Source organism: bacterium, from assembly GCA_028821235.1.
Taxonomy (GTDB): Bacteria; Actinomycetota; Acidimicrobiia; order Spongiisociales; family Spongiisociaceae; genus Spongiisocius.
Genome location: JAPPGV010000128.1, coordinates 99,968 through 125,100, shown reverse-complemented (window position 1 = coordinate 125,100; position 25,133 = coordinate 99,968). Strand labels below are relative to the sequence as shown.

Sequence of the window (25,133 nt, the reverse complement as noted above, 5' to 3'; positions counted from 1 at the left end):
CCGGCGGTTGGACCGCATCCGCGGGTCTCGACGTGGAGTATGACGTCGAGATGGCGACCCGAGACGGAACGGTCCTGCGGGCGGATGTCTACCGGTCCACGGCGAGCGATCAGCCCCGACCGGTCCTGCTGGTGCGGACGCCCTACGACAAGACGCACACCCACATGGCGACCTACCTGCACCCCGCCTGGTACGCGAGACAGGGATTCATCGTCGTCGTTCAGGATGTCCGAGGCCGCTTCGCATCACAAGGAAGCTTCGATCCGTTCTTGAACGAGGGGACGGACGGATTCGATGCGGTCGAATGGGCAGCGGCACTCGATGGATCGAATGGGCGCGTGGGGATGTACGGCGCCTCCTACAACGGGGCTGTGCAATTGCTTGCCGCGGCCGAGAACCCCCCTCACCTCCGCGCCATAGCTCCCGCGGTCACGAACGCTGATTTCCGCAGCTGGATGTACGAAGCCGGTGCCCTCAACCTGGGGTTTGCAGCCACTTGGAGCCTGTTCCTGTCCCACAACGGCGCCAACCGCCAACGTGACTCGGCTGAGGCCAGGCGACTCGTCCGGCTCGCGGGTAGCTCTCCGGACTGGCTGATGCATGGTCCGCCCTCGGAACTGGCCGAGATTCTCGGACCGTACACCTCATTCTTCAAAGAGTGGATCAACGAGTCGGAACAGGATCCGATCTGGGACCGGCTGGACGGTGAATCCGACCTCACCACGACGCGCATCCCGACACTCCACATTGCGGGGTGGTACGACATCTTCCTGTCAGGCGCGCTACACACCTACCGGCGCAGTACCCGTGAGGACGATGCATCTTCCCAACACCTGGTGATCGGGCCTTGGGCACACTACCCGTGGGGCGATCAGTTCGGACCGGATGCGAACGGAACGGGGCGAATCGATGTGATGCAGGTTGACTTCTTCCGTCGGTACCTGTCGGACGGCGTAACGGACCAGCCCTCGTCCGTTGATTACTACGTCCTGTTCGAGGGGTGGCGTGAAAGCGATGGTTGGCCACCAGAAGGGTCAAGAACCGCTCGTCTATTCCTGCGAAGTGAGGGTTCCGCAAATACCCGCTGGGGAGACGGCCGGCTCGACCCGGCCCCACCGATCGGCGCTGAACCGTGTGACGTCTATCAGTATTACCCTGCGGCGCCCGTTCCGTCCGTTGGAGGGAACTCATGTTGTGACCCGGGGATCGTACCCATGGGCTGCCTGAACCAGTCTTCCGTGGAGCAACTTCCGGACGTACTGGTCTATACGACGGAGCCCGTCTCATATGACATGACTGTGGCGGGACCGATCGATCTTCAGCTTCACGTTGCAACCGACGCGGAGTCAGCCGACTACTTCGCCAGGCTATGCCTGGTCAACAAAGAGGGGTCCTGGAACATCACGGAAGGAATACGGCGGTTCGACACCAAGGAACTCCAAGAAGCGCGAGCCGCCGATGGCGTCGTAGCAGTACAGATCACCCTTCGGGACACCGCCGTACGGGTTAGGAAAGGCGAGCGGCTCCGGCTCCAGATCACGAGTGGGTCGTTCCCGATCTATGACGTCAATCCACAGACTGGTGAGTCTTCTCTCACAACTCCGCGATGGGAAGGCCGCGGTGCTCTGCACGCGGTCCTGCACGAACCGAACCATCCGTCGGTGCTGCGCTTCCGTGAGACGTGCGAAACCGGTACGGAGTCCGATCGGGGAGAACCTTGAGCCCGACGATCGCCGGGACGAGCAACTGCGGTCACGAGTGAGTCAGGAGTCAGACTCGGATCTACTGGAGAATCGTCGCAGTACGTTGTCGGTGATACGCGATACGTCTCCCATGTAGTTCCCGACCTCCAAGGCCCCCAGCCAACACATCGAACTCACGCTGAAGACAGCACCACCCTTCGGATACTCCAGGTAGACGACGTCCGCATGGATCGATAGGCCCGTATCGTCTGATTGGGCCCAGTCAGAAGACTGTACGTCCTCGAGGCTCGTGTAGTAGAAATCACCGAAGCCGTCTGCTCTGGCGAGCACTATCGCGTTTGGGGGAGTTCCGATACCACAACCGGCGCGATCGATCTCCCAACCTGCCGCACCTCCCAGGAACCGGCCCGAGTCACCGAACGTCGCCGACTCGACTCCATCGAAGATCCAAGCCACGGTCGGTTGGTAGCTTGCGGCCGTACGACGATAGGGTCTGGCGGGACCGGCGCCGAAGGCGGTAAAACCACTACCGACGATGCTGGAGGGGTTGTTTCCGTGGTACCTCCAGATGCCGCCGGGCTCTCCGGTTGTACTGTGTCCCGACTCACCCGGATCCGCCGCCCAGGGACTCGATCCGAACTGGCCTCGCCGTACTTCCGTCAGGGTCGGATCGAACTCAGGGATGGATGTGATCCAATAGAATCCATTCCCTCCGAGGTACATGAGCCGCCCCCCGTCAAATAGGTAGTCCTGGAGGCCGATCATCATCCGCCTGGTCCAGTACTCCGGATGGCTCCCGGTCAGCACGGCACGGTAGGGAGCCAGCGCGTCGGCGCCTCGACGGTGGAGGTCCTCGTCGGTGACGATCTCGTAGGAGTACTGCTTCTCTTCGAGCCATCGCAGCGCGCAGAGGTCTGAGCTGAAGCCGTGGTAGGACTGTGTCAGAGGGAACTCGTAACCGGGGCGCATGCTGAGAAGCGGGCGTCGCCGAGACGCGTAGCAGACGCCGCTCCCATCGCTGTGCAGGTCGTACTGGCTGAGCAACCCGAGTTGCAGCATCGCATAGTCGCCAGGTGAAAAAAACTGTCGAATATCATCGATACCGGCGAAGGTCTTCGCCAGTGATGGATTCTTGACGGCCTCGTGCGAGTTGCCATACGCGATGTCGGTGAGAGTGCTTGCCAGGAAGGCCACGTCGGCGCGTTCGCTGCCCGGTGTGGGCGAAACCCAGAAGGGAACGAAGTCCTCCTCCGACTCGCTACGGAGATGCGCTGCGTAAGCACCACTTTCGAGGTTGTTCGGAACCCTGTACGTAAACGTCGGCGACCACTTCGCATCAGCAAGATCGTCGTCGTGGAAGTGGATCGCACCGTATTCCTCAGGTCTGGTAGGCCAATGGGTAACCTCACCCGACCAATTCCGGCCCGTCATGGCTCGAGTCGGCATGTTTACGACCACCCCTGTATTCTCATCGCCAGAGCGATCAACGACGTGGCGAGAGGATATGGCCTTGGAGAAGTCCCACGCCCCTACAGTGCCGGTTTTCCAGCGACGCCAGCCCTCTCGTTGCCGCAATTCCAGAAGATCGGATCTGTCCAACGCATGATCGAGGAGTCGGGGCTCTTCGAGCTTCCCGTTGAACGACCACCGGGCCTGCCCTTTTCCGTCGTCGGTACCGGCGATACTGAAGAGACCGGAGCCGACCGAATGGTCACCGATTCCGATGCTGTAGCTGCCACGCTGACCGGGCTCGCCCAAGGGAACTGCCAGCATAGGGTGGCTCACCACGTTGGCATTGCCGGTGACGTGGTCGTAGGAGCCGGCGACGAAACACCAGTCTCGCTCGCGTGGTGCGGCAAGTGGACGTGTCTCGGCTAATTCTCCTGTGCGGCCAACGCGCAGCGAGATACCGGAGGAACTCACGAACAGACCGAACCCGCGCTCGTTTCCCCAGCAGCCGAGAATCAACTGCGGTTCCGTACCGAGCTTTGTCGGATAGATCCATGCGGAGACAGAGAACGATCGAGGACATAGCGATCCGTTCCGGTCAGGTATCTGGATCCTTGAGCCAAGGTTGAGCGTTTGCTCGTTCGCCTCGCAGGAACCCAGGCTCGCGATCACGGCCGTGGAGAACCCTCGGGGTTCATGGCCAGTAGGTTCGTGTCTAAGACGTACGATCGAAGCATCGAACGGATCTCGAGAACTCACCATGAAGTCAACCGCGGCCCCTGGCACGACGGCGAGTTCGCCGGCATAGCCTATGAGGCCCTTAGCGGGTACCGGCATCCCGTGATCTGTTCCGCTTGTCGGTGTCATCTCTACTCGAGTGCTCCTCGTGCCGCTATTGGCGAGATTGCCTGAATCAACTTCGAACGATGGAGTACAACGGTGTTGAACATGTTCACCGCCGCGTTCGCGTTGTTCGGAATAACAGTGATCGCCTCACCAAGTGAGGGCTTCGAGGCGCACTTCGATACATCGATGTGTCCGTGCTCCTCCTCTAGGAGGAAGATGTCCGCATCCGGATACTCAACGACATATCCGAAGCGGTCGTCGGAGCTTCCCTCCGGTGGTTCCGTTGTCAGTGCCTTCGTACCGGCATCCACGATCACACGGTCCTCGGTCGGTGCGCTGACAACCGTCGTTCTCATCCGGAGCGCGCAGGACTCGAGGGAACCGGTGCCGTTATTGATCGTCGAGCGATCTCCGTATACGTAGGTCCCGGCTCGAAACTCATCGATCTCAGCGACACTGTGAGTTTCGAAGACACCGGGTGTCCCTCCGCCGCATGCGATACCCCTGGGAAGACCCAAGCGCTCCAGCCCGTTGAACACCTCCCTGAACCACGGTCCGGCCGCCGGACTCGTGGGGTATGTCATGAGCCCGGCGAACGAGAGCGCGGGTAGGCGGTGAACAGCGTCTGCCAGCGCGATCGCAGCTGCCGGCGTTTGGACTCCTGTCCGCTTCCAACCCGTGTCGCAATCGACATAGAAGTCGATGTGAGTACCGTGACTTCCTGCAGCCTCAGAAAGGCCCTTGGCGACTTCCGGGGAATCGGCTGCAATGGAAAGCCTCACCAGCCCTGCCAGTGAGGCGGCTCGCCGGGCTTTTTGACGGCCGATCACGGGATACACGATCTGGATGTCTCTGATCCCGCCCGCCGCCATGATCTCAGCCTCGGAGAGCTTCTGGCATGCGATACCAACCGCACCAGCTCGCATCTGCATGTGTGCGATGAGCGGAAGTTTGTGCGTCTTGACATGAGGGCGATTCCTGAGCCCATGCCGGTCGGCGTATGACTGCATACGGCCGATGTTCGCTTCGACGACATCCAGGTCAACGGTCAACAGCGGTGTCTCGAGGTCATCGATCGTCAACTGGATGTCCTTTCTGAACCGTCACCGGGTAGGTGGAACCAGGTGTGCTGTGGATTCAGCGAGGGGACCAAGTCTTGCTGACTGTAGCAGTCGGGGTGGATGTCTCGGGTGGTACCGGACCCTGTTGAAGCGTCATGCTGCGCCACATTTGAGTATCATCTGCTGCACGCTGTTCGAGAACGGTGTGGGAATGAAGCCCGAGTACCTGAATCCCGATACTCTGGCGCCCCCGGCGGCGCCCTTCACCTATGTGGTCAAGTGTGGGAGCACAGCTTATCTGGCCGGCCATGTGGCCTTCGACGAGGACAACAAGGTGGTCGGAGCCGGAGATGCACGACTTCAAGCAGAACAGTGCTGGGACAACATCGAACTAGCAGTGGAAGGCGCCGGCGGCACGCTCGCTAACGTCGTGAAGATCCAGGTGTTCCTCAAAGACATTCGATTTGCGGAAGCCGAACAAGCCGTGCGGGTCGAGAGGTTCCAGAGAATCCGGACCCCCCTCCCTGCATGCACCCTCGTGGAAGTGTCGAATCTCGGGACGCCTGAGCTACTCATGGAGATCGATGCTGTCGCCGTCATCGACTGAGTCCGCCACAAGCCGCCGGTTCACCGGTGTCGACTCCGGCGGTACGTTCACCGATATGGTCGCAATCGACATCGGGTCCGGGACGATTCAGGTTGCAAAGGTCCCCTCGACTCCGTCGAGGCCGGTCGTCGCCGTGGCCGAGTCCCTCGAACGTCTCGAGTCACGTCGAATCGCCCGCCTTGTCCACGGCACCACCGTCGCCACCAACGCAGTTCTGCAGCGCAGCGGCGCACGGCTATGTCTCCTGACGACCGAAGGCTTCGAAGACATCGCCTACATACAACGTATCAACAGACCTCGCGCATACGACTTGCTGTGGCAGAAGCCCGATCCGCTCGTCGCGAAGCGTCGATGTTACGGAGTTCGCGAGCGTATCGGATCCGAGGGCGAAGTCGTGCTACCGCTCGCAGAGGAGACCGTGTCGTCGGTGGTCGCACGCATGGAAGACCTGGTGTCGGCCGGCGAGATCGACGCGATAGCCATCTGCCTTCTCTTCAGCTACGCGAACGATGCACACGAGCAACTTCTGGGCCGTCGCCTTCGTCGAGCCCTTCCCGACACACCGGTCTCCATCTCGAGCGAGGTGAGCCCCGTGTGGAGAGAGTACGAGCGGACGAGCACGGTTCTCACCGACGCATACATCAAGCCGCTGATGTCTCGCTACTTCGACGATCTGGCCACCGAGACGAGCCGGTTTCTGGATGGCTCGCCGCTCACCATCCTCAAGTCGAACGGTGGCACCGGCGACGTCTCCACCGTTGCGCCGAAGCCGGTAACAACGATCCTCTCGGGTCTCGCCGGTGGAGTGGTCGGGGGAGCGTATTTTGCCGCGGCCGAGAGTGAGCCACTCGCGATCACGTTCGACATGGGTGGCACGAGTACGGATATCGGGCTCGTAAGCGATGGTCAAGTGGGGCACATAAACGAATACGAAGTCGAGTGGGGTCTGCCGGTGGTCACTCCCGTCGTCGATGTGCACACGATCGGTGCAGGTGGCGGATCGATAGCGGCGGTAGACACCGGCGGCCTTCTCCAGGTCGGCCCTCGCAGCGCGGGAGCAAGGCCGGGTCCGGCATGCTATGGGCTTGGCGGATCGAAGCCCACCGTAACCGATGCAAACCTGGTCCTGGGCCGGCTGAATCCGAACTACTTCCTCGGCGGTAAGGTCGAGCTCGAACCGCAAGCGGCTTTCGATACGGTCGCAGAACTTGCTGGGCGGCTGCAAGTCTCGACCGTCGAGGCTGCCACCGCCGTGGTGGCCGTTGCCGACGAGAATATGGCGAACGCCATTCGCCTCGTCACGATCGAGCGCGGCGTCGACCCTCGGGACTTCGCGCTCATAGCGTTCGGGGGCGCCGGGCCCCTTCATGCGTGTGGAGTAGCCGATGCGGTCGGAATCCGGCGGATAGTGGTTCCGCCCAATCCAGGTCTCTGCTCCGCGTTCGGCGCCGCGATCGCACGCTTGCGCACCGATCGGGTCTGGAGCATCGGCAAGCGACTCGACGACATCAGCGAAACGGTTCTGCGGGCTGACTTGGAGGAGTCTGTGGTCGATGTCACCAACCAGTTGTACAGGGATGGCGCAACGGGCTCGGAGCGGGTGTCACTGTTCGGATCGTGCCGCTACTACCTTCAGAACCACGAGCATGAGATACATCTCGGCGCCGACTTGGCACCCGGGTTTCTGGCGCGGCTGCGGGTTGAGTTCGACCGGGCACATGAAGCAGCCTACGGCTATTCGTTTCCATCCGATCCGGTCGAGTTGGTTCATTGCCGGGTTACCGCTCTGGAACCCTACGATGCAGCGCTGGGTATCGACTTCGCCTATCAAGATGGCTCCGGCTCGCACGGTTCGAGGTCCGAGCGAGCCATCACTTTCGGAGGGAGTACGGAGTTGGGGGTTCCGGTCTATGGGCGCGCGAGTGTCACCGAAGTCGTGGGGCCGGCTGTCATCGACGAGCCGGACTCGACAATCCTTGTGAGTCCAGGCTGGGCGGCGCGTCTGACGGGGCGCGGCAGCATCCTCATGGAAAGGGGGTAACCATGACCGAACGAGTGGACACGGTGACCATGACGGTCGTGAGCAACTATCTCCGCAACGTCTGTCAAGAGATGGGCGTAGCCATGATGAGAACCTCTTTCTCCACGATCTTCAATGAAGGACTCGACTTTTCCTGCGTCGTCTTCGATGCCGAGGGGCGAGCAATAGGAACCGGGGAGTTCTGCCCGGCACAGATCGGCGCCATCAACTTCGTCGTGTCCAGTTGCATCGAAGAATTGGGCATCGTGGCCTTCAGCGAGGGAGACGTGGTGATCCACAACGATCCCTATCGTGGGGGCTGCCACATACCTGAGCACATGGTGATGAAGCCTGTCTTCTTCAAAGGCGAACTCGTCGCATTTGCAGCGACCATCGCGCACATGGCCGAAGTCGGCGGGAAAGCACCTGGAGGGTTCGCAGCCGATGCAATGGACGTGTACCAGGAAGGCCTACGGCTGCCGCCCGTCAAGTTGATGGAGCGCGGCGAGCGGAATGAGGACGTGTGGAAGCTGATCCTCATGAACCACCGGACGCCGCGGAGCACGTGGGGCGATCTGCATGCGATGGTCGGTGCTCTGAATGTCGGTGAGCAACGACTCCAGTCCCTATTCGAGCGCTACGGAACCGAGCGTATCGCCTCGATCAATGATGCTCTGTTCGATTATTCGGAAAGGCGGATGCGAGAGGAGATCGGGGCGATTCCCGACGGCGAGTATCTGTGGGAAGACGTGGTTGAGGACGACGGCGTGGTGCCGGACAAGCCCTATTGGATCCGTGTCAGGGCCTTCGTCGACGGAAGCGACATCATCTTCGACTTTCGAGAGAGCGACGATCAGGCTCAGGGACCGTGCAACATGACCTTCGGTTCCACGATGTCAGCAGCCTACAACGCGATGCTCCAAGTGACCGATCCCACGATTCCCAAGAACGCCGGCTGCTACCGGCCGATCCACGTCCTCACCCGTCCCGGCAGCATCGTCAACGTCCAGCCTCCGGGGCCGTCGGTCGGTGGCAACTCCGAGATACATCCCCGCGTGGTCGATCTGATCCTCGCGGCTCTGGCGCCCGCTATACCTGACCGCGTGGCGGCGAGTTCCGGCGGCAACAGCTGTAGCTTCCTCTTCGGCGGCTGGCATCCCAAGACGGGCGAGTACTTCACCAACTACCACATCGAAGGGATCGGCTGGGGTGGGACCGCAGTGGGAAACGGCAACAACTCGCAGAACGTGATCAACGGCAATTGCCGCAACACACCGATCGAGATCTTCGAGACACGGTTTCCAATTCGAATTGGATGGCTCCGGCTCATCCCTGACTCCGGAGGCGCCGGCCAGACGCGGGGCGGCCTCGCGTGTGAGCGCATGTTCGAGGTTCTATCCCCCGAACTGACCGTAGCCGAATTCACCGATCGGATGACGACGCAGGCATGGGGTCTCTTTGGAGGATCACCCGGCTCGAGCACCGCCACCTTCATGCGACTGCGCGGAACTGATGAGTGGGCAACGGTGCAAGACCTGTTCGGTACGGTCTCGAACAGCAAGTACTCCGGAATCAAGCTCAAGGAAGGTGATTGCGTCTTGCTGCGGACTGCGGGTGGGGGAGGATACGGTCCGCCGATGAGTCGAAGTCCCGCGCTTGTCGAAGCGGACGTTGCCGACGGATTCGTAACTCCTGAGGCGGCCCTCCGTTACTACGGCGTCCGGATTGCCCCCGATCACCAGTCGGTACCAGCACCGTGAGTGGAAACTGGGTCACCCTCGGTCGGCCTCTTTACGAGACAGAGATACTGGCTTGCTCGGCGTGCGGTGCGATGGTGGCCGGGCGCGGTTGGAGGACTGGCGCACCGGAGGAGCGCCTCTTGTGCGGACCGGAGTGCGAGCAACTCGAGGCTCGTGTGGCTGAGTTACGGGATAGCTATCGAAGTGACGAAAGGCAGTTTGCCTCCCTGAGTCCGGAGCCCTGAGCGTGGCCGAGCACGTCATACGCCTGGGCCCGCTGATCTATGAGATAAGCCGACTCCGGGAGCCTGTCGTGACTATCGATCCGGGGGACAGCGTGGTGGTGGAGACCGAAGACGCGTTCTCCGGGCAGGTTCGGGTACCCGGCGACGTCCGGGACCGTGTGGCGTTGCCGCTCAGTGATCCCGTGGCCGGGCCGATCGCTGTGAACGGGGCTGAACCGGGGGACTCGCTACGCGTGCGGATCGTCGATATCGAGCCGCTTATCGGCCAGTGCGCTACTTATGTACTTCCCGCTCCGCCTGTTGTGACCTCACTCCCGTCGCCAATCCCGGATATGACGCGAATCTGCCAGATCGTGGATGGCGTGATCCGCTGGAGCAAGGACTTGACCATCCCGTACCGCCCGATGATCGGACTGATCGCCTGTGCTCCGGCGATGGGGGCCCCGACGACAGTTCAAGCAGGCGACTACGGGGGCAACATGGACATCCGCGAGGTAGCACCGGGGGCGACCGTCATGCTGCCTGTGTTCGTTCCCGGTGGATTCCTATACCTGGGGGATTGTCACGCCGCACAGGGTGCCGGCGAGGTGAGCGGTATCGCACTGGAGATGCCCGCACGAAGCCGGATCGTCATCGATCTGGAGAAGGCCATCGAACTGCGGTGGCCGCGGATCGAGACGGATCGCGAGTTGATGGCTATAGCATGTGGGAGACCGCTCGATGAAGCGGTGGGCCTAGCGTTCAGCCGGCTCGCCGTGTGGCTGGAGAAAAGCTACGGCTGGGTGAGCTGGGAGGCATTGAGCCTGCTCTCCCAGGTGGGCGAGGTCAGCGTCGGCTACTACTGGGGAGGAGGTGTCGCCGCGAAGGTTTCCAAGTCGTTTGTTCAAGGAACCTAGCTAGTGGCTTGTGGCTGGTGGCTGGTGGCTTGTATCCGTCAACGGTCAACGAGTCCTATGAGGAGTAGCATGTCGACAACGCCCGCCCTGGATGGTCGGTCCACGAACGGCCCCTATCCCCGCACAGATTGATGACATGAGGGATTTACGCGAAGTTTCATTCGAGTTCCCGTCGATTGAACATCCCGCGTTGCTTCAAGAACTTCTCGAAGAGGCGAAACGACGGACTGTTCCTATCCACCGCGTATCGATGGGTGGTGGAACCCGTATGCTGACGGATAGTGAACGCAATGAGATGCTAGGCCAAGCGCATGGGCACGGCATTGACGTCTACTCGTTCATATCGTCGCGCAATTCGTTCGAGACTCTTGTTGACCAGGGTGCCGGTGAGCAGTTGCGAGGTGAAGTAGCGTTCCACGATGCTATAGAAGAACTCCATCGATGCTCTGAATGGGGAGTTGATGGAGTTCTCCTAGCTGATCTAGGTCTTCTCGATGCTGCGAACACATTGCGTACGAGCGGCGATCTGTGCGGACTCGCCTTCAAGACATCCGTAGCCATAGCTCCAATGAATGCTGCCGCGGCCGCGCTATATGAGAGACTTGGGGCTACAAGTATCAATGTGTCCGGTTCGTCGACCATCGATGATCTGGCGGCGATGCGCTCCCTGCTCTCAAGCTCAACTACTCTCGACATTTACATGGAGATCTCTTCTGACTTATCGGGAGGACTCCGCTATCGAGATGCTGCTGCTCTCGTGGAGGCGGCTGCTCCTGTGCATCTCAAGTTCGGACTACTAAACGCTCCGAACTTGTATCCATACGGAGCCCATCTCGAGCCTATCGCCCGGAGGGTAACCCGCGAGAAAGTCCGGCGTGCAGCGTTGGTATGTGAAGCTCTCTTGAGAGCAGGATTGTACGTGAATGAGTACGGAGGATGAGCCCGACAAGAGTTGGTTATCTTGACATACTAGCTGACCATGTCCCTCGGCGCGGCCCGGGTGAACGTCTCCTAGCTCCAACCACCACAGATGAGGATAGTGTCAAGTATAGGCCATCCGGCAGGGGCGATAAACGTTCTTCAATCGCTCGGATACAGATTTCGATCAACGCAGTTGGAATCCCCTGCCTGAAGCTGTGTATCCCGTCACGTCATCGCGTGAGTCACAGACAGGGGCTCGGCGGGAATCCTACGAGAAGGTGGGTATCCCCGGAGTTCGTTCCGCGGACTGCCTGTGGCCGTCGGCGGAACAATTCAGAGGCGACAGAAGCTGTTCTCGATGACTGAGGTTCGACGGCTTCCACCGTCGGTGTTGCACAGATGGGCGAATGAGGTCTTACGCTCTGCGGGAGCCTCCCTTCCGGCAGCAGAGGCAACGGCAACCGCGCTGGTTGACGCCAACCTACGCGGCCTGGATACGCACGGTCTAGTCCTGCTCAGGTTGTATCTGCCCCGGCTGAGAAGCGGGGCAATCGATGGGCAGGCGAAACCCGAGATCATCGAGAACCTTCCGGGTGCGTTGGTAGTCAACGCTCGAAACGCACTCGGACCATACGCGGCCACGATCGCAACCGACCTTTGCTGTGAGAAGGCAGAGAGCAGCGGTGCCGCCGTCGTCCTGGTTCGACGATCGAACCACTTCGGCGCCGCGTCCGTGTATTCGGAGCAGGCCGTTCGTCGAGGCTGCGCGGCCATCGTGTTCTCGAACAGCGACCCCGGTCTGGCGCCACGGGGAGCTCTAGGCCCGATTCTCGGTACCAATCCATTGGCGATCGCCGTCCCGGCGGGCCCTGAAGATGTCGCCCCCTCACTCGATATCGCCACGAGTGTGGTCGCGCTCGGTCGGGTTCGAGCCGCTGGCAGAGCAGGAAACCGCCTCCCGCTGGGATGGGCGATAGGACCCGATGGAGAGCCGACCGATGATCCCGAACGCGCTCTTGCCGGCAGTCTGCTGCCCTTCGCAGAACACAAGGGATTCGGGCTTGCCTTCATGATCGACACGTTGGCCGGATGTTTAGCAGGGGCACGAACAAGCCCATCGATAAGTGCCGATCCATCCGGCCGGGAGCCCCAGCATCTTGGTCAGTTCATCCTGGCGATCAGCGTCGGGGCAGTGGCAAGCACGGCGGGTTTCGTTTCTCGTGTCGAGGAACTGACGGATACGGTGCATACAGCGGCGAGAGCGGAGAACGTGTCGCCGTTTCTGGTCCCCGGAGAACGTGAGGCACGGGTGGCCTCCCGGCGTCGCATGGAAATCCCGATCGCATCTGGCGACCTCGCCCTGCTCGAGGCCCTCGGGCGTGAGTTCAACGTGGCCTTCCCCGGTTGCTAGCCATGGAGATACGAGCCTTCGGTTCCACCGGCCTGGAGGTCCCCGTCGTAGGTCTGGGTACATGGTCAACCTTCGATCTTCCGGCCTCTCGCCAGGCCACTGCCTCCGACGTCGTGGCGGAGACCTTCGGCGGAGGAACCCGCCTCTTCGACACCTCTCCGATGTACGGGCGCTCGGAAGCGGTCCTGTCGAGAGCGCTGGCCGACTACCGGAGCGAGAGCATCGTCGCCACCAAGATATGGACACCATCCCAGACCGAGGGACGCCGGCAGTTCGCTCGCCAGGTCGAACTGTTCGGGCGGATCGACTTGGAGCAGGTGCACAACCTCGTCGCGTGGAGAGCCCACCTCTCGTTTCTCGAGGAGGAACGAGACCGGGGTCGGATCGGGCTGATAGGAGCGACCCATCTGGATCAGGGAGCATTCGATGAACTCGAGGTGGTCATGAATACCGGCCGCATCGACGCTATCCAGATCCCATACAATCCATGGGAGCGGGTTGTTGAACAGAGAGTCCTCCCGCTCGCAGAAGAACTCGGCCTCGGCGTCATCGTCATGCGGCCCTTCGCGGAAGGGGCGCTTCTCCACCCACCCGATCCATCCGAGATCGAACGGCTGGGAGTCCGTTCCTGGTCGGAGGCGCTACTCAAATGGGTGCTGTCCGACAGCCGCGTCCATGTAGTCATACCCGCCACAACCAAGCGAGACCACGCCCGCCTCAACACAATTGCGGGGAGCCCTCCGTACCTGGATGGCGACCAGCGAGCCGTTGTCGAGCGCCTGGCGGGCGATGAGGGGATCGTCTGAGGAAGAGGTTCGCGCGACTCTTCGACTCTTCCGGTGATCGTGGCTCTCGGATGCTGCAGCCGTTACATGCCTTTTGTCCAGACACACAGGGCGTCGGCCGGACAGACCGATTACGTTCCGTTCCCCAGTGCCGACGAGCAGGATCCACCGACGAGAACCATCGGGACCCGATGGGGCGATTGGTAGCGGCGTTTACCATGATCCGGGGGAGGAACTCACGGGGAGTTCCACTACCGCCTATCCTCGGGCGCCCCGACCCTTCGGGTTGACTCTTTGACCCCAGTGGAACGTCCTTCGTCGCCATTGCCTTCCGGGGAGCGTCGCCGGTACGACCTCGACGCGCTGCGGGGTTTCGCCATGCTGCTGGGCATCTGCCTCCACGCTTCGCTGGCCTTCTTCCCCGCGCCGTGGTGGGTCCAGGACCGCAGGTCGGCGTTCGACGGGCTGTTCGACGAGTTCCTGTGGGCCGTCCATGGGTTCCGGATGCCCGTGTTCTTCCTGATGAGCGGGTTCTTCACCGCCCTGCTGTGGCAGCGCCGGGGGCTCGGCGCCCTCCTGAACCACCGGCTTCGTCGGGTGGCGCTCCCGCTCTTGCTCGGCCTGTTGACGATCGTCCCGCTGACCACGTTCGTCGGTGACTGGGCGGCCGGGTCCGCACCCGCGGCGCTGGTGGAGGACGATGACATCTGGGGCAAGGTCTTCGCCGGTGATGTTTCCGGGGTGGAGCAACTGCTGGACAGAGGCTTCGATGTCGACCTCCGGGGGGAGCCGGGTGGGTGGACACTTCTCCACGCCGCTGCCTTCGGTGGCGATACCGAGATGCTGGACCTGCTCCTGTCTCGCGGAGCGGAGCCAGCGCCCGTCGCCACCGCCTCGGAGGGGGAGACACCCCTCGGGGTTGCCTTCCACTTCGGCCACGCGGAGGCGGCCGACCTGCTGGTTTCCTACGGAGGCGGGGATCCGCTGCCCGATGGGATGGAGTGGTCGGAGATCCCGGGTTGGGAAGCAGGCGCTGCCGAGCAGGACGACGGCAACGGCTCGGCCGACGGGCTGGACCTATCCTCCATCCAACGTTTCTATCACCTGTGGTTCCTCTGGTTCCTCCTCTGGCTGGTGGCAGGGTTTGCGATCATCGCCTGGGCGCTGGACCGCCGGGACCGCCAAAGCGCTCGGCAAGAAAACTGGCCCCGGTGGGTCATGTGGTCGATGATCCCCCTCACTATTGTGCCGCAGCTGTCCATGGGCGGGGGTGGCGCCTATCCCGTCTTCGGGCCCGACACCTCGGACGGCTTCGTTCCGCTTCCCCACGTCCTGGCCTACTACGCCACCTTCTTCACCTTCGGGGCGCTGATGTACCGGCGCCGGGGACGTAGGGGCAGGTTGCTGGTCGACACGATCGGGGGACGATGGTGGCTTTATCTGCCGATCTCGTTCCTGGTCGCGTTCCCTGCCGGACTGGTTTTCACCTTCGGCGAGGTGGCACTCCACTTCGCGTGGGAAGGCCAGGCAGCGGGCGTGAACGCCGGACTGTTTGTCACCTTCGGCGAGGTGGCGTTCTCCTGGCTGGTGGCGTCGGTGCTGCAGGTTGCCTACGCGTGGGGGGTGTGCTTCGGCCTGATCGGGCTATTTCGAGCGTTGCTGCCAAGGGAACGCCGGGGAGTCCGTTACCTCTCCGACTCCTCGTACTGGCTGTACCTCGCCCACCTTCCGGTGGTGGTGGTCGCCCAAGCGGTCGTACGCGACTGGGACCTTCCGGCAGAGGTCAAGTTCCTGATGATCTCGGCGCTGGTTACAGCGGTCCTTCTGTTGAGCTATCAGTTCCTGGTCAGATACACCCCGATCGGAACGATGTTGAACGGCAAGAAGGTCCGCCCTTCCGCCCGCATCGAGCCGGCGGTGGACCCGTAGCGAACCTGGGCCGTCGGCGCCGGTACCGACCCGCCCCGGAGTTGCTTCAGTTGCGATCACTTCCGTTATGGGTCTCGCGCTTCGAGGATCGACGAACCGGAATCCCAGGTGGCCGGACAGGCATCACGTCCCGGTAGAGACAGGAGTTGGCCGGGGCGACGCCGTCCAAGGAGGCAATGTCCGAGGGTCTGATCGCGAGTAGAGCCGCAGTCACGATGTCGCGCTGTTCGAGTTCCAGGTTGGCCGTCAAGCTGAACGGTGGGGCCGGCCAGTCCACAGTGCGGTCGATGGTGCGGAGGTCGGCGGCCGCTTCGGGTTCGGTGGCGACGACGTGGTCCCAGATCGTGACGTCGATGCTTGCCACGTCACATTCCCGTTCAGCCACCGCCCGGATCGAGGCCCGATGCGACCCGGTGACCGTCTGATCGGTGAACCAGGAACCGGGACGGCAGTGCTCGACATGGGCCTTGAGTCCTAGGAAGCCGGACCACGACTCGATCTCGTTCACGGCCAGCCTGGTGTCCAGTGCAGCAAGCAGCGTCCGGGGGCCGTCTGGCCGGGTGACGATCACCGAGTGGTAGACCGGTCCTCCGTGTCCGGCGAAGACCGGCACGGCCACGATGGTATGGGACATCCGACCCGCCGAGATGAGCGACTCGGTCATGTACCCGCACATCCACACTAGGTCCAGATTGGGAGCTTCTTGACGCGCCGCCGCGGTACTTCGCCCAACCGTGCGATCGATCACTACCTCGATGCCTGTCGCCTCCGACAGGTACCGGACCAGATCGGCCATGATCGCGACCGTGTTGTCGCCCAGGTAGGTTGCGGCTCGGAGAGGCGCCTCTACGGGTGTGTTCAACGAATACCGTCCTCGTGCCGCGGCCCGGCGAGCCCTGGCCTACCTCATCGAGGGACCTGCTGCTACCGGTGATCTGGTCAGCACCCTAGACCCACGGGCTGTTCGAGTTCCTGTCTCCGAAGGTCCCGCCGGTCCGGTACCGGTCCAGGGTGAACGGTTTCAGTTCGTCGGGCTTGTCGCCGTAGACCAGCATCTGAGCCGTGAGCTTGCCCACCCCGATCATCTTGAACCCATGGTTGGAGTCGGCGATCACCCACGCGTTGTCGGCGACATGATCGAACACCGGCACGTTGTCCGGTGTGAAGGCTCCGATTCCTCCGTTCCGCCGCTCCTTGAAGTAGGGCCTCAGGTTCTCGAGCCGCTTGAAGAGCATGCCGAGGGCGGAGCAGTAGTAGTCGGCGAACCAGTCTTCCGCCTGGTAGAGGTCGTTGAGGTGCCCGTAGGGCTCGACCTCCGCCCGAGGACCGATCTTGATGGGGATCGTCCCTCCCTGGAGGCCCGGAGCACCGACTCGCTCGGCCGCGTAGCGGGTGTACACGTAGGTGTGGTCCTTGATCATCGTCCCGTCCTCGCCGTAGACGGGCGTGTCCAGCAGTTCCACGTGCAGGACCGGTGAGTCCCGGTACTGGGCGGTACGGAAGTCCACGCCCTCGGGGAGGAGTACTTCACCTTCCAGGAGGCGCCAGTAGGTCCACATGTCCATCTGTTCCTCGGTGTGACCGTCGGGATACACGACGTCGAGGTGTGACGGGCCGCCGAGCCACTCCCAGTGCGTGGGTGTCCACGCGCCCGCACCGACCACGACCTGCTCGCACGAGATCGATCCCTGGTCCGTCTCGACCGCCGTCACGGACCCGGATGCGTCCCGGCGGTAGCCGGTGACCGTGGTCCCGTAGACACGCTGCACGCCCCACTGGCGGCACTTCTGGTCGAGGCCCCACACCGCGATGTGCGTCCCGGCGTATCCAGAGCGGTGCTCGTGGAGCACGACGTCACAGTTCTCGGTCTTGAAGTCAGGCCACAGCTTGGTCAGGAAGGCATGGGCGTCCGATCCCGTGTAGAGGTCCGATGGGTAGCCGCTGGCCGCCTGTGAGGCGTGGAGCTCGATGTAGTCCTCATACTGGTTCGCTTCGCCGACCGACACGTAACCGACCTGCTGGAAGCCGAAGTTCACTGGGTCGGACTCCCAGACCTCCACGCTGGCCCGCAGGATGGCGTGCAGCTGGTTGGTCATGTAGAGGTTGCGGACGCATCCGCAGGCCAGGCCCGTGGCTCCGGCTCCGGGACCTTGCTTGTCGATCAGGACGACGTCGCTGCCCTTGCCCTTGCCGGATCGCTCAAGATACATGGCCAGGTGGTAAGCGCTCGACAGCCCGTGGACACCGGCGCCGACCACCACGAACCGGGCGCTCCCCGGCAGGGGCATAGGGTCGAAGACCGGTATCGCCGGCGGGTTGACCAGGCAACCGTCGACCTCGGGAGGTAGGGGACGGTTGGCGAACGGGTACCACTGATTGTGTCCGGTGGGGTTGGGGAGGTTCATGGGCTTGCCTTTCTGCTTCGGGATTCGTGTTCGGTGGACGGTTGGACGTAGTCGGAGCCGAGGGTCCGCCAGATCAGCGGCACGCCAGGGCGGTAGGCGAGGTGGTGGCGGCTCGGTGCGTCGAGGATGGTGAGGTGGGCCGGGCCACCGGGAGCGAGCCTCCCGATGTCGCGCCGTTGCAGGGCTGCTGCCCCGCCGGTGGTGGCGGCGGCGATCGCTTCGTCGATTGTCATGTTCATGTCGCGTACCGCCAGAGCGATGCAGAAGGACATGGAGGTCGTGTAGCTCGATCCGGGATTGCAGTTGGAGGCGATCGCCACGGTCGCTCCGGCGTCGATGACCCGACGTGCGTCGGGGTACGGCTGGCGGGTGGAGAAGTCCGCGGCAGGAAGGAAGGTGGCCACGGTGTCGCCCGCGGCGAGGACCTCGATGTCTCCATTCGAGAGGTAGGTGCAGTGATCGACGGACGCGCAGCCCATCTCAACGCCGAGTTGCACGCCGGGGCCGTAATCCAGTTGGTTGGCATGAAGGCGCAGACCGAGGCCGGCAGCCCGGCCCGCTTCTAGAACCGCCCTGGATTGGTCCACGTCGAAGGCGCCTTCCTCGCAGAAGGCGTCGATCCAGCGGACATGGGGTCGAACAGCTTGCAGCATCGGTCCGCACACCAGGTCGACGTAGTCGTCGGTCCGCCCCAGGTACTCGGTCGGGACGACATGAGCGCCCATGAAGGTGGTCTCGGAGGTCACTTCTCCCGCCAACGACGTGGTCGTGACCTCTGACTCGACCGACAATCCGTAGCCGGACTTGATCTCCACGGTGGTGGTACCGGCCCGCCTGAGTTCCTCCAGGTGCTGGGCCAAACCCGCCCGGAGCGCCGGCCGGCCTGCTGTCCTGGTGGCCTCGGTAGTGACCCGGATCCCACCCCCGTCGTAGTCCTCACCCGCCATCCGCCGCGTGAACTCCTCCGCCCGGTCTCCTGCGAAGACCAGGTGGGTGTGGGAGTCGACGAAGCCGGGCAGAACGCACCTACCCCCTACGTCGAGGCGCTCGTCCGCTACCGCGCCCGCAGGCCCGACCGCCAAGACGTAATCACCGTCGGTCACCACCGACGCGTTCTCGATGATCCCGAGAGGTCCCGTCCCGGCTGCAGGATCATTGGTGACCAACTCCCCGATGTTGTCGATCACCACAGTCACGTCGCCACCACCTTGGCGATCGAAGATTCCAGTTCGGCCGGAACGTCGATCGATACATGGGCGCCTCCGGTTACGACCCGCCGACCGCCGATGACGAGGTGGTTCACGTCGGCGCTGGAGGCGGCGAACATCACCGCGTCCAGGGCGTTGCAGGCGTCGATACCTGCGAGGCGGACCGAGTCCAGCCCCACGGTGGTGAAATCGGCGAGGCGGCCCGGTCCGATGACTCCTCCGTCCCGCCATCCGAGCGCCCTGTATCCGTTGGCGGTGGCGATCGAGGCGAGGGCCGGGCTCGAGTGGAGCCCGCGGCGGTTGGTCAGGACTCGCTGGCCCAGCTCCACCGCGCGAGCCTCCTCCAGGATGTCTATCACCGCGTGGGAGTCGGATCCGACGCACAGCGTGGCCCCGGCATCGAGGAGACTCCGGCTGGGACCGATCCCATCTGCCAGGTCGCGCTCGGTCGTGGGGCAGATGCAGCAGGTTGCCCTGGCCTCGCCGATCAGGGCGATGTCGTGGTCGGAAAGGTGGGTGGCATGGACAAGGGTGGTGTCGGGCCCTAGCGCGCCCGCATCGGACAGCACCGCGGTGGGGGTCCGATCGTGCACATCCAGGCACGCCCGGTTCTCGTCCGGCTGTTCGGACACGTGAACGTGGAGTGGCAGGCCGTTCTCGCCCGCCCATTGGGCCGCTGTTTCGATCGAGGATGGGTCGACGGCGCGCACCGAGTGGACCGCCGCCCCTACCTTCGCGAGCGACCCGGAGACACCGGCCGTCAACCGCGCCACCCGCTCCGTCCAGGCACGCACGGATCCGTCGCTGAACCTGGCCTGTTCCGGACCGGGAGGCGCATACCCCGACCCCGACTTGGAGGAGAAGCCTCCGTGAAGGTAGAGCGTGTCGAGCAGGGTCAGGCGGATCCCGGCGTCCCGCGCCGCGGCTACCAGGCTGAGCCCCATCGCGTTGGGGTCGTCGTAGCGGCCCCCGCCGGGCCTGTGGTGGATGTAGTGGAATTCGCCGACCACCCCGATGCCTGCCAGGGCCATCTCGGCGAAGGTGGCCCGGGCGAGGTGGTAGTAGTTGTCGGGATCCAGGTTGGCCGCCACCCCGTACATCAGGTCGCGCCAGGTCCAGAAGGTTCCGCTCCCGCCATGCGTCCGGCCCCGCAGCGCCCGGTGGAACGCGTGGCTATGGACGTTGGCCAGGGCCGGGATGGTCAGTCCGGGCAGCTCGACGGCGCTGCGGGGCGCAGTGGCCCGGCCGGACGCGACCGAGACTATCCGACCCCCTGCCACTTCGATCACGACCCCCGGGGTGGCTTGGGCACCTCCGAGCCAGGCCAGTTCGCACCAGTAGCGGCTGGTCATGACCCGACCTCGGCCACGAACCGGTTGATACGTTCTACGAAAGCGTCGCGGTGATGCCGGTCGAACTCCTCCCAGGTGCTGAGGGTCTTCGGATCGATCCGGTCGACTACCAGCACCCCGTCCAAGTGGTCGCACTCGTGCTGCCAGGTCCCGGCTGTCAGGCCCCGGAGTACCTGTCGGTGGTGGAGCCCATCGCGGTCGGCATAACGAACCCGCAGGTTCACCGACCGTTTCAGTTCGCCCCGTAATGGCACGGACAGGCACCCCTCGTTGATCACGACCGTCTCGTCGTCGAGTGGCTCGAACCGTGGATTGATGGCCACCGTAAGGGGGATGGGTGGCTTGTAGGGGTAGCGTGGGTTCTCGTCGACCTCCATCACCATGATCCGGACCGTCTCTCCAATCTGGTTGGCGGCGATCCCCGAGCCGTTGGCGTGGCGCATCGTGTCGATGAGATCGTCGATCAGTTCCTGGATGGCCGGGGTCGGGATGTCCTCGTTCGCTACCTCCGCCGCCCGTACTCGCAACGTCGGGTGGCCCACCGAGAGGATCCGGCGAACTGTCATCGCGGGTTCCACCGAGGGTGGTCCGCAGTCGTGACTCCCCCCGGGATCGTCCGGACGGCATGCCACATCGGGTCCGAGTCGTAGTCCCAATACTTGGAGACCTCAACGATCACGCTGCCGTCTCCGACCGGGCCTCCGCGTACCCGCCCGTTGTGGATGCGGACGCTGTGGAACACCCGGGGAGACAGATCCTCGGCTGCTTCTATGTGAATGGCGCTGTGTCGCCAGGCTTCCCGGTCCCCGACCTCCTGGTGAACCACCAGGTTCGCCCACTGGTTCGGGATCAGCTCCATGGAGCTGTAGCTGAGTATCCCGGGGTACTGGCGGAACTCGGAGATCACGTCGAAGTCGAACTCGTCGATCTGGTTGGCCTCTTCGGTCGAACGCCGGTTCCCGATGAAGCCGACGATCAGCACATCCGCACCCGTCAAGAGGGTTGCCGGATCGCACATCACGACCCTGCGTCTCAGTCCGTCCTCGTGCCAGTTGATGAGCTGGTAGGGACGGAGAGTCGCTTCGCCGGTCTTGGTCTGCAGAAGTAGGACGCGCAGGTCTGCCAGCAGGCGATTGAGGACGGCAAGATCCGCCTCGTAATGCCGGACCTCGGCGCAGGGATGGCCGGCGGGGTTCAGGTCGGTACGCAGACGCACAGGGCTGTAACGGACAGGTTGCACTCGACTCCTTTCAATAGTCGGTCGCTACGCCGCCCTCGGCGACGCGGCGGCCCACGAACTCCTCCAGTTCCTCACGGACGGCCGGCTCCATAGGTGGTTGCTCGTAATCGTCGAGGAACTTGCGAGCTAGCGAAACCGTTCGCTGGGCGGGGTCGGGCCGGCCGGCCTCCTCCCAGGACTCGAAGTTGCTCCAATCCGACAGCAGCGGAGCATGGAAGGCCTCCCGGTAACGGGCTTGGGTGTGGGCGGTCCCGAAGAAGTGACCTCCCGGGCCCACATCTGCGATCGCCTCGAGCGCCAGCGCGCCCTCGTCGGTAACTGGCGGCTCCAATGCCGCGCAGATCATCTGCAGCAGATCGGCGTCCAGCACCATCTTCTCGAACGACGCTCTGAGCCCGCCTTCGAGCCATCCGGCCGCGTGCAGTATCAGGTTGGCTCCCCCCATGACCGCGCCCCAGAGCGAGAACATGCTCTCGTAGGTGGCTTGGAGGTCGACCGCGTTGGAGGCGTTGGCATTCGAGGATCGGTAGGGGAGGCGGTAGCGTCGCGCCAGTTGGCCGCCTATGAGAGCGGCCTGAAGGTACTCGGGGGTGCCGAAGGCGGGCGCCCCGGATTGCATATCGACGTTGGATGTGAACCCCCCGTATGCCACCGGTGCTCCCCTGCGAACGGCCTGGGTGAGCGCGATTCCTGCCAGGGCCTCCGCGTTCTGCTGTACGAGAGCCCCGGCGATGGTCACCGGCGCCATCGCCCCGGCCAGCGTGAACGGGGTGATCACCACCGGCTGGTTCCGGATCGACAACTCGAGGATCCCCTCGATCATGGGGGTGTCCAGGCGGAGTGGGGACGACGTGTTGACGATCGTGTAGATCGACGGCTGGGTGTCGAGGTCGTCCTCGTGTATCCCGCGGGCGATGCGGGCCATCTCGATGGTGTCCAGGGTCCGCTGCCGTCCGAGGCTGTAGGTGTGGATGGCCTTGTCGCTGAGGGTAAGCAGGTCGAAGGTGGCGTGCAGGTGTCGGACGGATGGATGGACGTCGGTGGGCTCGACCGGGTAGCCACCGTGGAGGTGGACGACGTTCAGATGCTGGCTAAGGCGGATGAGTTGTCTGAAGTCCTCCCGGTTGCCGGCGCGCCGGTCACGGCCGAGGCCGGAGACGTTGGGTGGGCTGGCCACAGCTGTGAACGCCACCGAGCGTCCTCCGAGGTGGACGTGGTGGGAAGGGTTGCGGGCGTGCAGCGTGAACCCGCCCGGCGCGCAGCCGACCAGTTCGGTGATCATGCCGGGATCGAACCGCACCCGAGCGGAGTCGGGATCGACTTCGGCGCCCTCCCGACGGAGCATCGCCCTGGCGTCGTGGTGCAGGATGTCCATCCCGACATCGCGGAGCACCTTCAGGGACGCCTCGTGGATGGCTTCGAGTTCGTCGGCGGAAACCGCCCTTACCGGCTCCCAGGGGAGGCGGGGCTGGCGGAAGGCCCGCTGCGGGTTCGAGGGTCCGCGCTTCGCTACCCGGGCTCGCCGTCCTCCGCGTCGACGCCGTGCGGCCACTATCGAGGTCTCGTCTCCGCCATCGGTACGCGTACTCCCCGGTCGGAGGCCACCCGCGCGGCCAACTCGTAACCGGCGTCCACGTGGCGCATGACTCCGGTCGCTGGATCGTTGAGAAGCACCCGCTCCAGTTTCTCGGCTCCCAGGTCGGTGCCGTCGGCGAGGCACACCTGTCCGGCATGTATCGACCGGCCGATCCCGACCCCTCCACCGTGGTGGATGCTGACCCATGCTGCGCCCGAGGCCGTGTTGACCAGCGCGTTGAGAAGCGGCCAGTCTGCGATGGCATCGCTGCCGTCCGCCATGTCCTCGGTTTCGCGGTAGGGCGAGGCGACCGATCCGGAGTCGAGGTGATCGCGCCCGATCACAATCGGGGCCTTCAACTCGCCGGAGCGGACCATGTCGTTGAACCGCAACCCCAGCCGGTGGCGCTCGCCGTAGCCCAGCCAGCAGATCCGGGCGGGAAGCCCCTGGAAAGCAACCCTTTCCCCGGCCAGCCTGATCCAACGTGCGAGGCCCTCGTCGTCGGGGAACTCCTCGAGTACAGCCCGGTCGGTTGCCTCGATGTCTGCCGGGTCACCCGAGAGCGCCACCCAGCGGAATGGTCCCTTGCCCTCGCAGAAGAGGGGCCGTATGTAGGCGGGCAGGAAACCCGGATAGGCGAACGCCCGGTCGTATCCGCCGAGTTCGGCCTCGGCCCGCAGGCTGTTTCCGTAGTCGAACACCTCCGCCCCCGCGTCGAGGAAGCCGACCATGGCCTCGACGTGGGCAGCCATGGCGGCGCGGGAGCGCCCGACGTACTCGTCGGGTTTGGCGTCCCGGAGTTCGGTGGCCTCGTCGAGAGACAGGCCATTGGGGACGTAGGTCAGCGGATCGTGAGCGGAGGTCTGATCGGTCACTATGTCGGCGGCGACTCCGTCGGCCAGGAGTTGTGGCACCAGATCCGCCGCGTTCCCGACCAACCCCACCGAAAGGGGCCGGCGGGCTGCAACTGCCTCCGTACAGAGGCGCAGGGCGTCCGCGTAGCTGTGGGCCACGACGTCGAGGTACCGGGTCTCGACGCGGCGTTCCGCCCGGTCGGGGTCGACCTCGATGCACAGGGCCACCCCGTCGTTCATCGTGATGGCCAGGGGTTGGGCGCCACCCATCCCTCCCAGCCCGGCGGTGACGGTGAGGGTTCCGGCCAGGGAACCGCCGAATCGCTTCCGCGCGATGGCGGCGAAGCACTCGTAGGTGCCCTGCAGGATCCCCTGGGTGCCGATGTATATCCACGACCCGGCCGTCATCTGCCCGTACATCGTCAGTCCGAGGTGTTCTAGGCGCCGGAACTCGTCCCAGTGGGCCCAGTCGGGGACGAGGTTGGAGTTTGCGATCAACACTCGCGGTGCCCATTCGTGGGTGCGGAGGACTCCCACGGGTTTCCCGGACTGGACGAGCATCGTCTCGTCGCCGGCGAGGGAAGTGAGGGTCCGGATCATGGCGCGGTACGCGTCCCACGATCTGGCCGCGCGGCCGGTACCGCCGTAGACCACGAGGTCGTCAGGACGTTCGGCGACCTCGGGATCGAGGTTGTTCTGCAGCATGCGGAAGGCGGCTTCCTGCGGCCAGCCGCGACAGGTCAGACCGGTGCCGGTGGGAGCGCGGACACCTCCGGTCGGCGCGCCTGTGCTGGGTTTCCTGTTTGCCGTCATTGCAGGCCTCGGATCTGCACGGATGGGTTCTCGAAAGGTGAAAGTACTTCTTGAATATTAGAGAGCCCGGGTC

The 25,133-nt window shown here is 63.7% G+C and carries 19 protein-coding genes; 9 read left to right on the top strand and 10 right to left on the bottom strand.

The features are described from left to right. Positions 1–50 precede the first annotated feature (50 nt). Complete coding sequence (locus OXK16_13495) at positions 51–1,721, top strand: CocE/NonD family hydrolase (GenBank protein ID MDE0376959.1); 1,671 nt, start codon at positions 51–53, stop codon at positions 1,719–1,721. A gap of 42 nt (positions 1,722–1,763) precedes the next feature. Here the strand turns inward: OXK16_13495 and OXK16_13490 are convergent, their stop codons facing one another. Both OXK16_13490 and OXK16_13485 read right to left on the bottom strand, forming a co-directional pair. Further along, positions 1,764–4,019 carry a hypothetical protein gene (locus OXK16_13490; protein ID MDE0376958.1) on the bottom strand — a complete coding sequence of 752 codons (2,256 nt, stop codon included), beginning with the start codon at positions 4,017–4,019 and terminating at the stop codon, positions 1,764–1,766. 2 nt (positions 4,020–4,021) lie between these two features. Beyond that, positions 4,022–5,080, bottom strand: coding sequence for an alanine racemase (locus tag OXK16_13485; GenBank protein MDE0376957.1), 1,059 nt, complete (start codon positions 5,078–5,080; stop codon positions 4,022–4,024). 190 nt (positions 5,081–5,270) lie between these two features. Here OXK16_13485 and OXK16_13480 point away from each other — a divergent pair, with 190 nt between their 5' ends. The 8 genes from OXK16_13480 (at position 5,271) to OXK16_13445 (ending at position 15,612) form a co-directional block, all read left to right on the top strand. Next, positions 5,271–5,666: a RidA family protein gene (locus OXK16_13480; GenBank protein ID MDE0376956.1), complete on the top strand. Its 396-nt coding sequence runs from the start codon at positions 5,271–5,273 to the stop codon at positions 5,664–5,666. Beyond that, entirely contained in the window at positions 5,644–7,707 is a 2,064-nt protein-coding gene (locus tag OXK16_13475) for a hydantoinase/oxoprolinase family protein (protein ID MDE0376955.1), read from the top strand. The genes OXK16_13480 and OXK16_13475 overlap by 23 nt, the downstream gene beginning before the upstream one ends. Positions 7,708–7,709: 2 nt before the next feature. Continuing rightward, positions 7,710–9,446 carry a hydantoinase B/oxoprolinase family protein gene (locus OXK16_13470; GenBank protein MDE0376954.1) on the top strand — a complete coding sequence of 579 codons (1,737 nt, stop codon included), beginning with the start codon at positions 7,710–7,712 and terminating at the stop codon, positions 9,444–9,446. 226 nt (positions 9,447–9,672) lie between these two features. Continuing rightward, the gene (locus OXK16_13465) at positions 9,673–10,566 is read left to right on the top strand and encodes an acetamidase/formamidase family protein (GenBank protein MDE0376953.1); all 894 of its coding nucleotides are present in this window, start codon (positions 9,673–9,675) and stop codon (positions 10,564–10,566) included. Positions 10,567–10,702: 136 nt separating this feature from the next. Further along, entirely contained in the window at positions 10,703–11,506 is an 804-nt protein-coding gene (locus tag OXK16_13460; protein ID MDE0376952.1) for a hypothetical protein, read from the top strand. 339 nt (positions 11,507–11,845) lie between these two features. After that, the gene (locus tag OXK16_13455) at positions 11,846–12,898 is read left to right on the top strand and encodes an Ldh family oxidoreductase (GenBank protein ID MDE0376951.1); all 1,053 of its coding nucleotides are present in this window, start codon (positions 11,846–11,848) and stop codon (positions 12,896–12,898) included. 2 nt (positions 12,899–12,900) lie between these two features. Next, entirely contained in the window at positions 12,901–13,704 is an 804-nt protein-coding gene (locus OXK16_13450) for an aldo/keto reductase (protein MDE0376950.1), read from the top strand. Between the two features lie 282 nt (positions 13,705–13,986). Beyond that, the gene (locus tag OXK16_13445; GenBank protein ID MDE0376949.1) at positions 13,987–15,612 is read left to right on the top strand and encodes an acyltransferase family protein; all 1,626 of its coding nucleotides are present in this window, start codon (positions 13,987–13,989) and stop codon (positions 15,610–15,612) included. Between the two features lie 46 nt (positions 15,613–15,658). Here the strand turns inward: OXK16_13445 and OXK16_13440 are convergent, their stop codons facing one another. The 8 genes from OXK16_13440 to hutU form a co-directional block, all read right to left on the bottom strand. Beyond that, entirely contained in the window at positions 15,659–16,474 is an 816-nt protein-coding gene (locus tag OXK16_13440) for a PhnD/SsuA/transferrin family substrate-binding protein (GenBank protein ID MDE0376948.1), read from the bottom strand. Between the two features lie 85 nt (positions 16,475–16,559). Beyond that, positions 16,560–18,017 carry an FAD-binding oxidoreductase gene (locus tag OXK16_13435; GenBank protein MDE0376947.1) on the bottom strand — a complete coding sequence of 486 codons (1,458 nt, stop codon included), beginning with the start codon at positions 18,015–18,017 and terminating at the stop codon, positions 16,560–16,562. Next, the gene (gene hutI / locus OXK16_13430) at positions 18,014–19,213 is read right to left on the bottom strand and encodes an imidazolonepropionase (protein ID MDE0376946.1); all 1,200 of its coding nucleotides are present in this window, start codon (positions 19,211–19,213) and stop codon (positions 18,014–18,016) included. Before hutI ends, OXK16_13435 begins: the two co-directional genes overlap by 4 nt. Further along, positions 19,210–20,577, bottom strand: coding sequence for a formimidoylglutamate deiminase (locus tag OXK16_13425; protein ID MDE0376945.1), 1,368 nt, complete (start codon positions 20,575–20,577; stop codon positions 19,210–19,212). The genes hutI and OXK16_13425 overlap by 4 nt, the downstream gene beginning before the upstream one ends. Then, positions 20,574–21,143 carry a peptide deformylase gene (locus OXK16_13420; GenBank protein MDE0376944.1) on the bottom strand — a complete coding sequence of 190 codons (570 nt, stop codon included), beginning with the start codon at positions 21,141–21,143 and terminating at the stop codon, positions 20,574–20,576. Before OXK16_13420 ends, OXK16_13425 begins: the two co-directional genes overlap by 4 nt. Next, the gene (locus tag OXK16_13415) at positions 21,140–21,817 is read right to left on the bottom strand and encodes a hypothetical protein (protein ID MDE0376943.1); all 678 of its coding nucleotides are present in this window, start codon (positions 21,815–21,817) and stop codon (positions 21,140–21,142) included. The genes OXK16_13420 and OXK16_13415 overlap by 4 nt, the downstream gene beginning before the upstream one ends. Positions 21,818–21,827: 10 nt before the next feature. Further along, positions 21,828–23,369, bottom strand: a complete 1,542-nt coding sequence (locus OXK16_13410; GenBank protein MDE0376942.1) for a trimethylamine methyltransferase family protein — start codon at positions 23,367–23,369, stop codon at positions 21,828–21,830. Beyond that, positions 23,369–25,060, bottom strand: coding sequence for a urocanate hydratase (hutU, locus tag OXK16_13405; protein ID MDE0376941.1), 1,692 nt, complete (start codon positions 25,058–25,060; stop codon positions 23,369–23,371). The genes OXK16_13410 and hutU overlap by 1 nt, the downstream gene beginning before the upstream one ends. Positions 25,061–25,133 lie beyond the last annotated feature (73 nt).

Bases quoted from the DNA above. Each gene is read 5' to 3' on its own strand.
- OXK16_13420 (MDE0376944.1), bottom strand. From the start codon at position 21,143: ATGACAGTTCGCCGGATCCTCTCGGTGGGCCACCCGACGTTGCGAGTA.
- OXK16_13460 (MDE0376952.1), top strand. From the start codon at position 10,703: ATGAGGGATTTACGCGAAGTTTCATTCGAGTTCCCGTCGATTGAACAT.
- OXK16_13425 (MDE0376945.1), bottom strand. From the start codon at position 20,577: ATGACCAGCCGCTACTGGTGCGAACTGGCCTGGCTCGGAGGTGCCCAA.
- hutU (MDE0376941.1), bottom strand. From the start codon at position 25,060: ATGACGGCAAACAGGAAACCCAGCACAGGCGCGCCGACCGGAGGTGTC.
- OXK16_13450 (MDE0376950.1), top strand. From the start codon at position 12,901: ATGGAGATACGAGCCTTCGGTTCCACCGGCCTGGAGGTCCCCGTCGTA.
- OXK16_13470 (MDE0376954.1), top strand. From the start codon at position 7,710: ATGACCGAACGAGTGGACACGGTGACCATGACGGTCGTGAGCAACTAT.
- OXK16_13435 (MDE0376947.1), bottom strand. From the start codon at position 18,017: ATGAACCTCCCCAACCCCACCGGACACAATCAGTGGTACCCGTTCGCC.
- OXK16_13475 (MDE0376955.1), top strand. From the start codon at position 5,644: ATGCTGTCGCCGTCATCGACTGAGTCCGCCACAAGCCGCCGGTTCACC.
- OXK16_13480 (MDE0376956.1), top strand. From the start codon at position 5,271: ATGAAGCCCGAGTACCTGAATCCCGATACTCTGGCGCCCCCGGCGGCG.
- OXK16_13490 (MDE0376958.1), bottom strand. From the start codon at position 4,019: ATGACACCGACAAGCGGAACAGATCACGGGATGCCGGTACCCGCTAAG.
- OXK16_13495 (MDE0376959.1), top strand. From the start codon at position 51: ATGGCGACCCGAGACGGAACGGTCCTGCGGGCGGATGTCTACCGGTCC.
- OXK16_13455 (MDE0376951.1), top strand. From the start codon at position 11,846: ATGACTGAGGTTCGACGGCTTCCACCGTCGGTGTTGCACAGATGGGCG.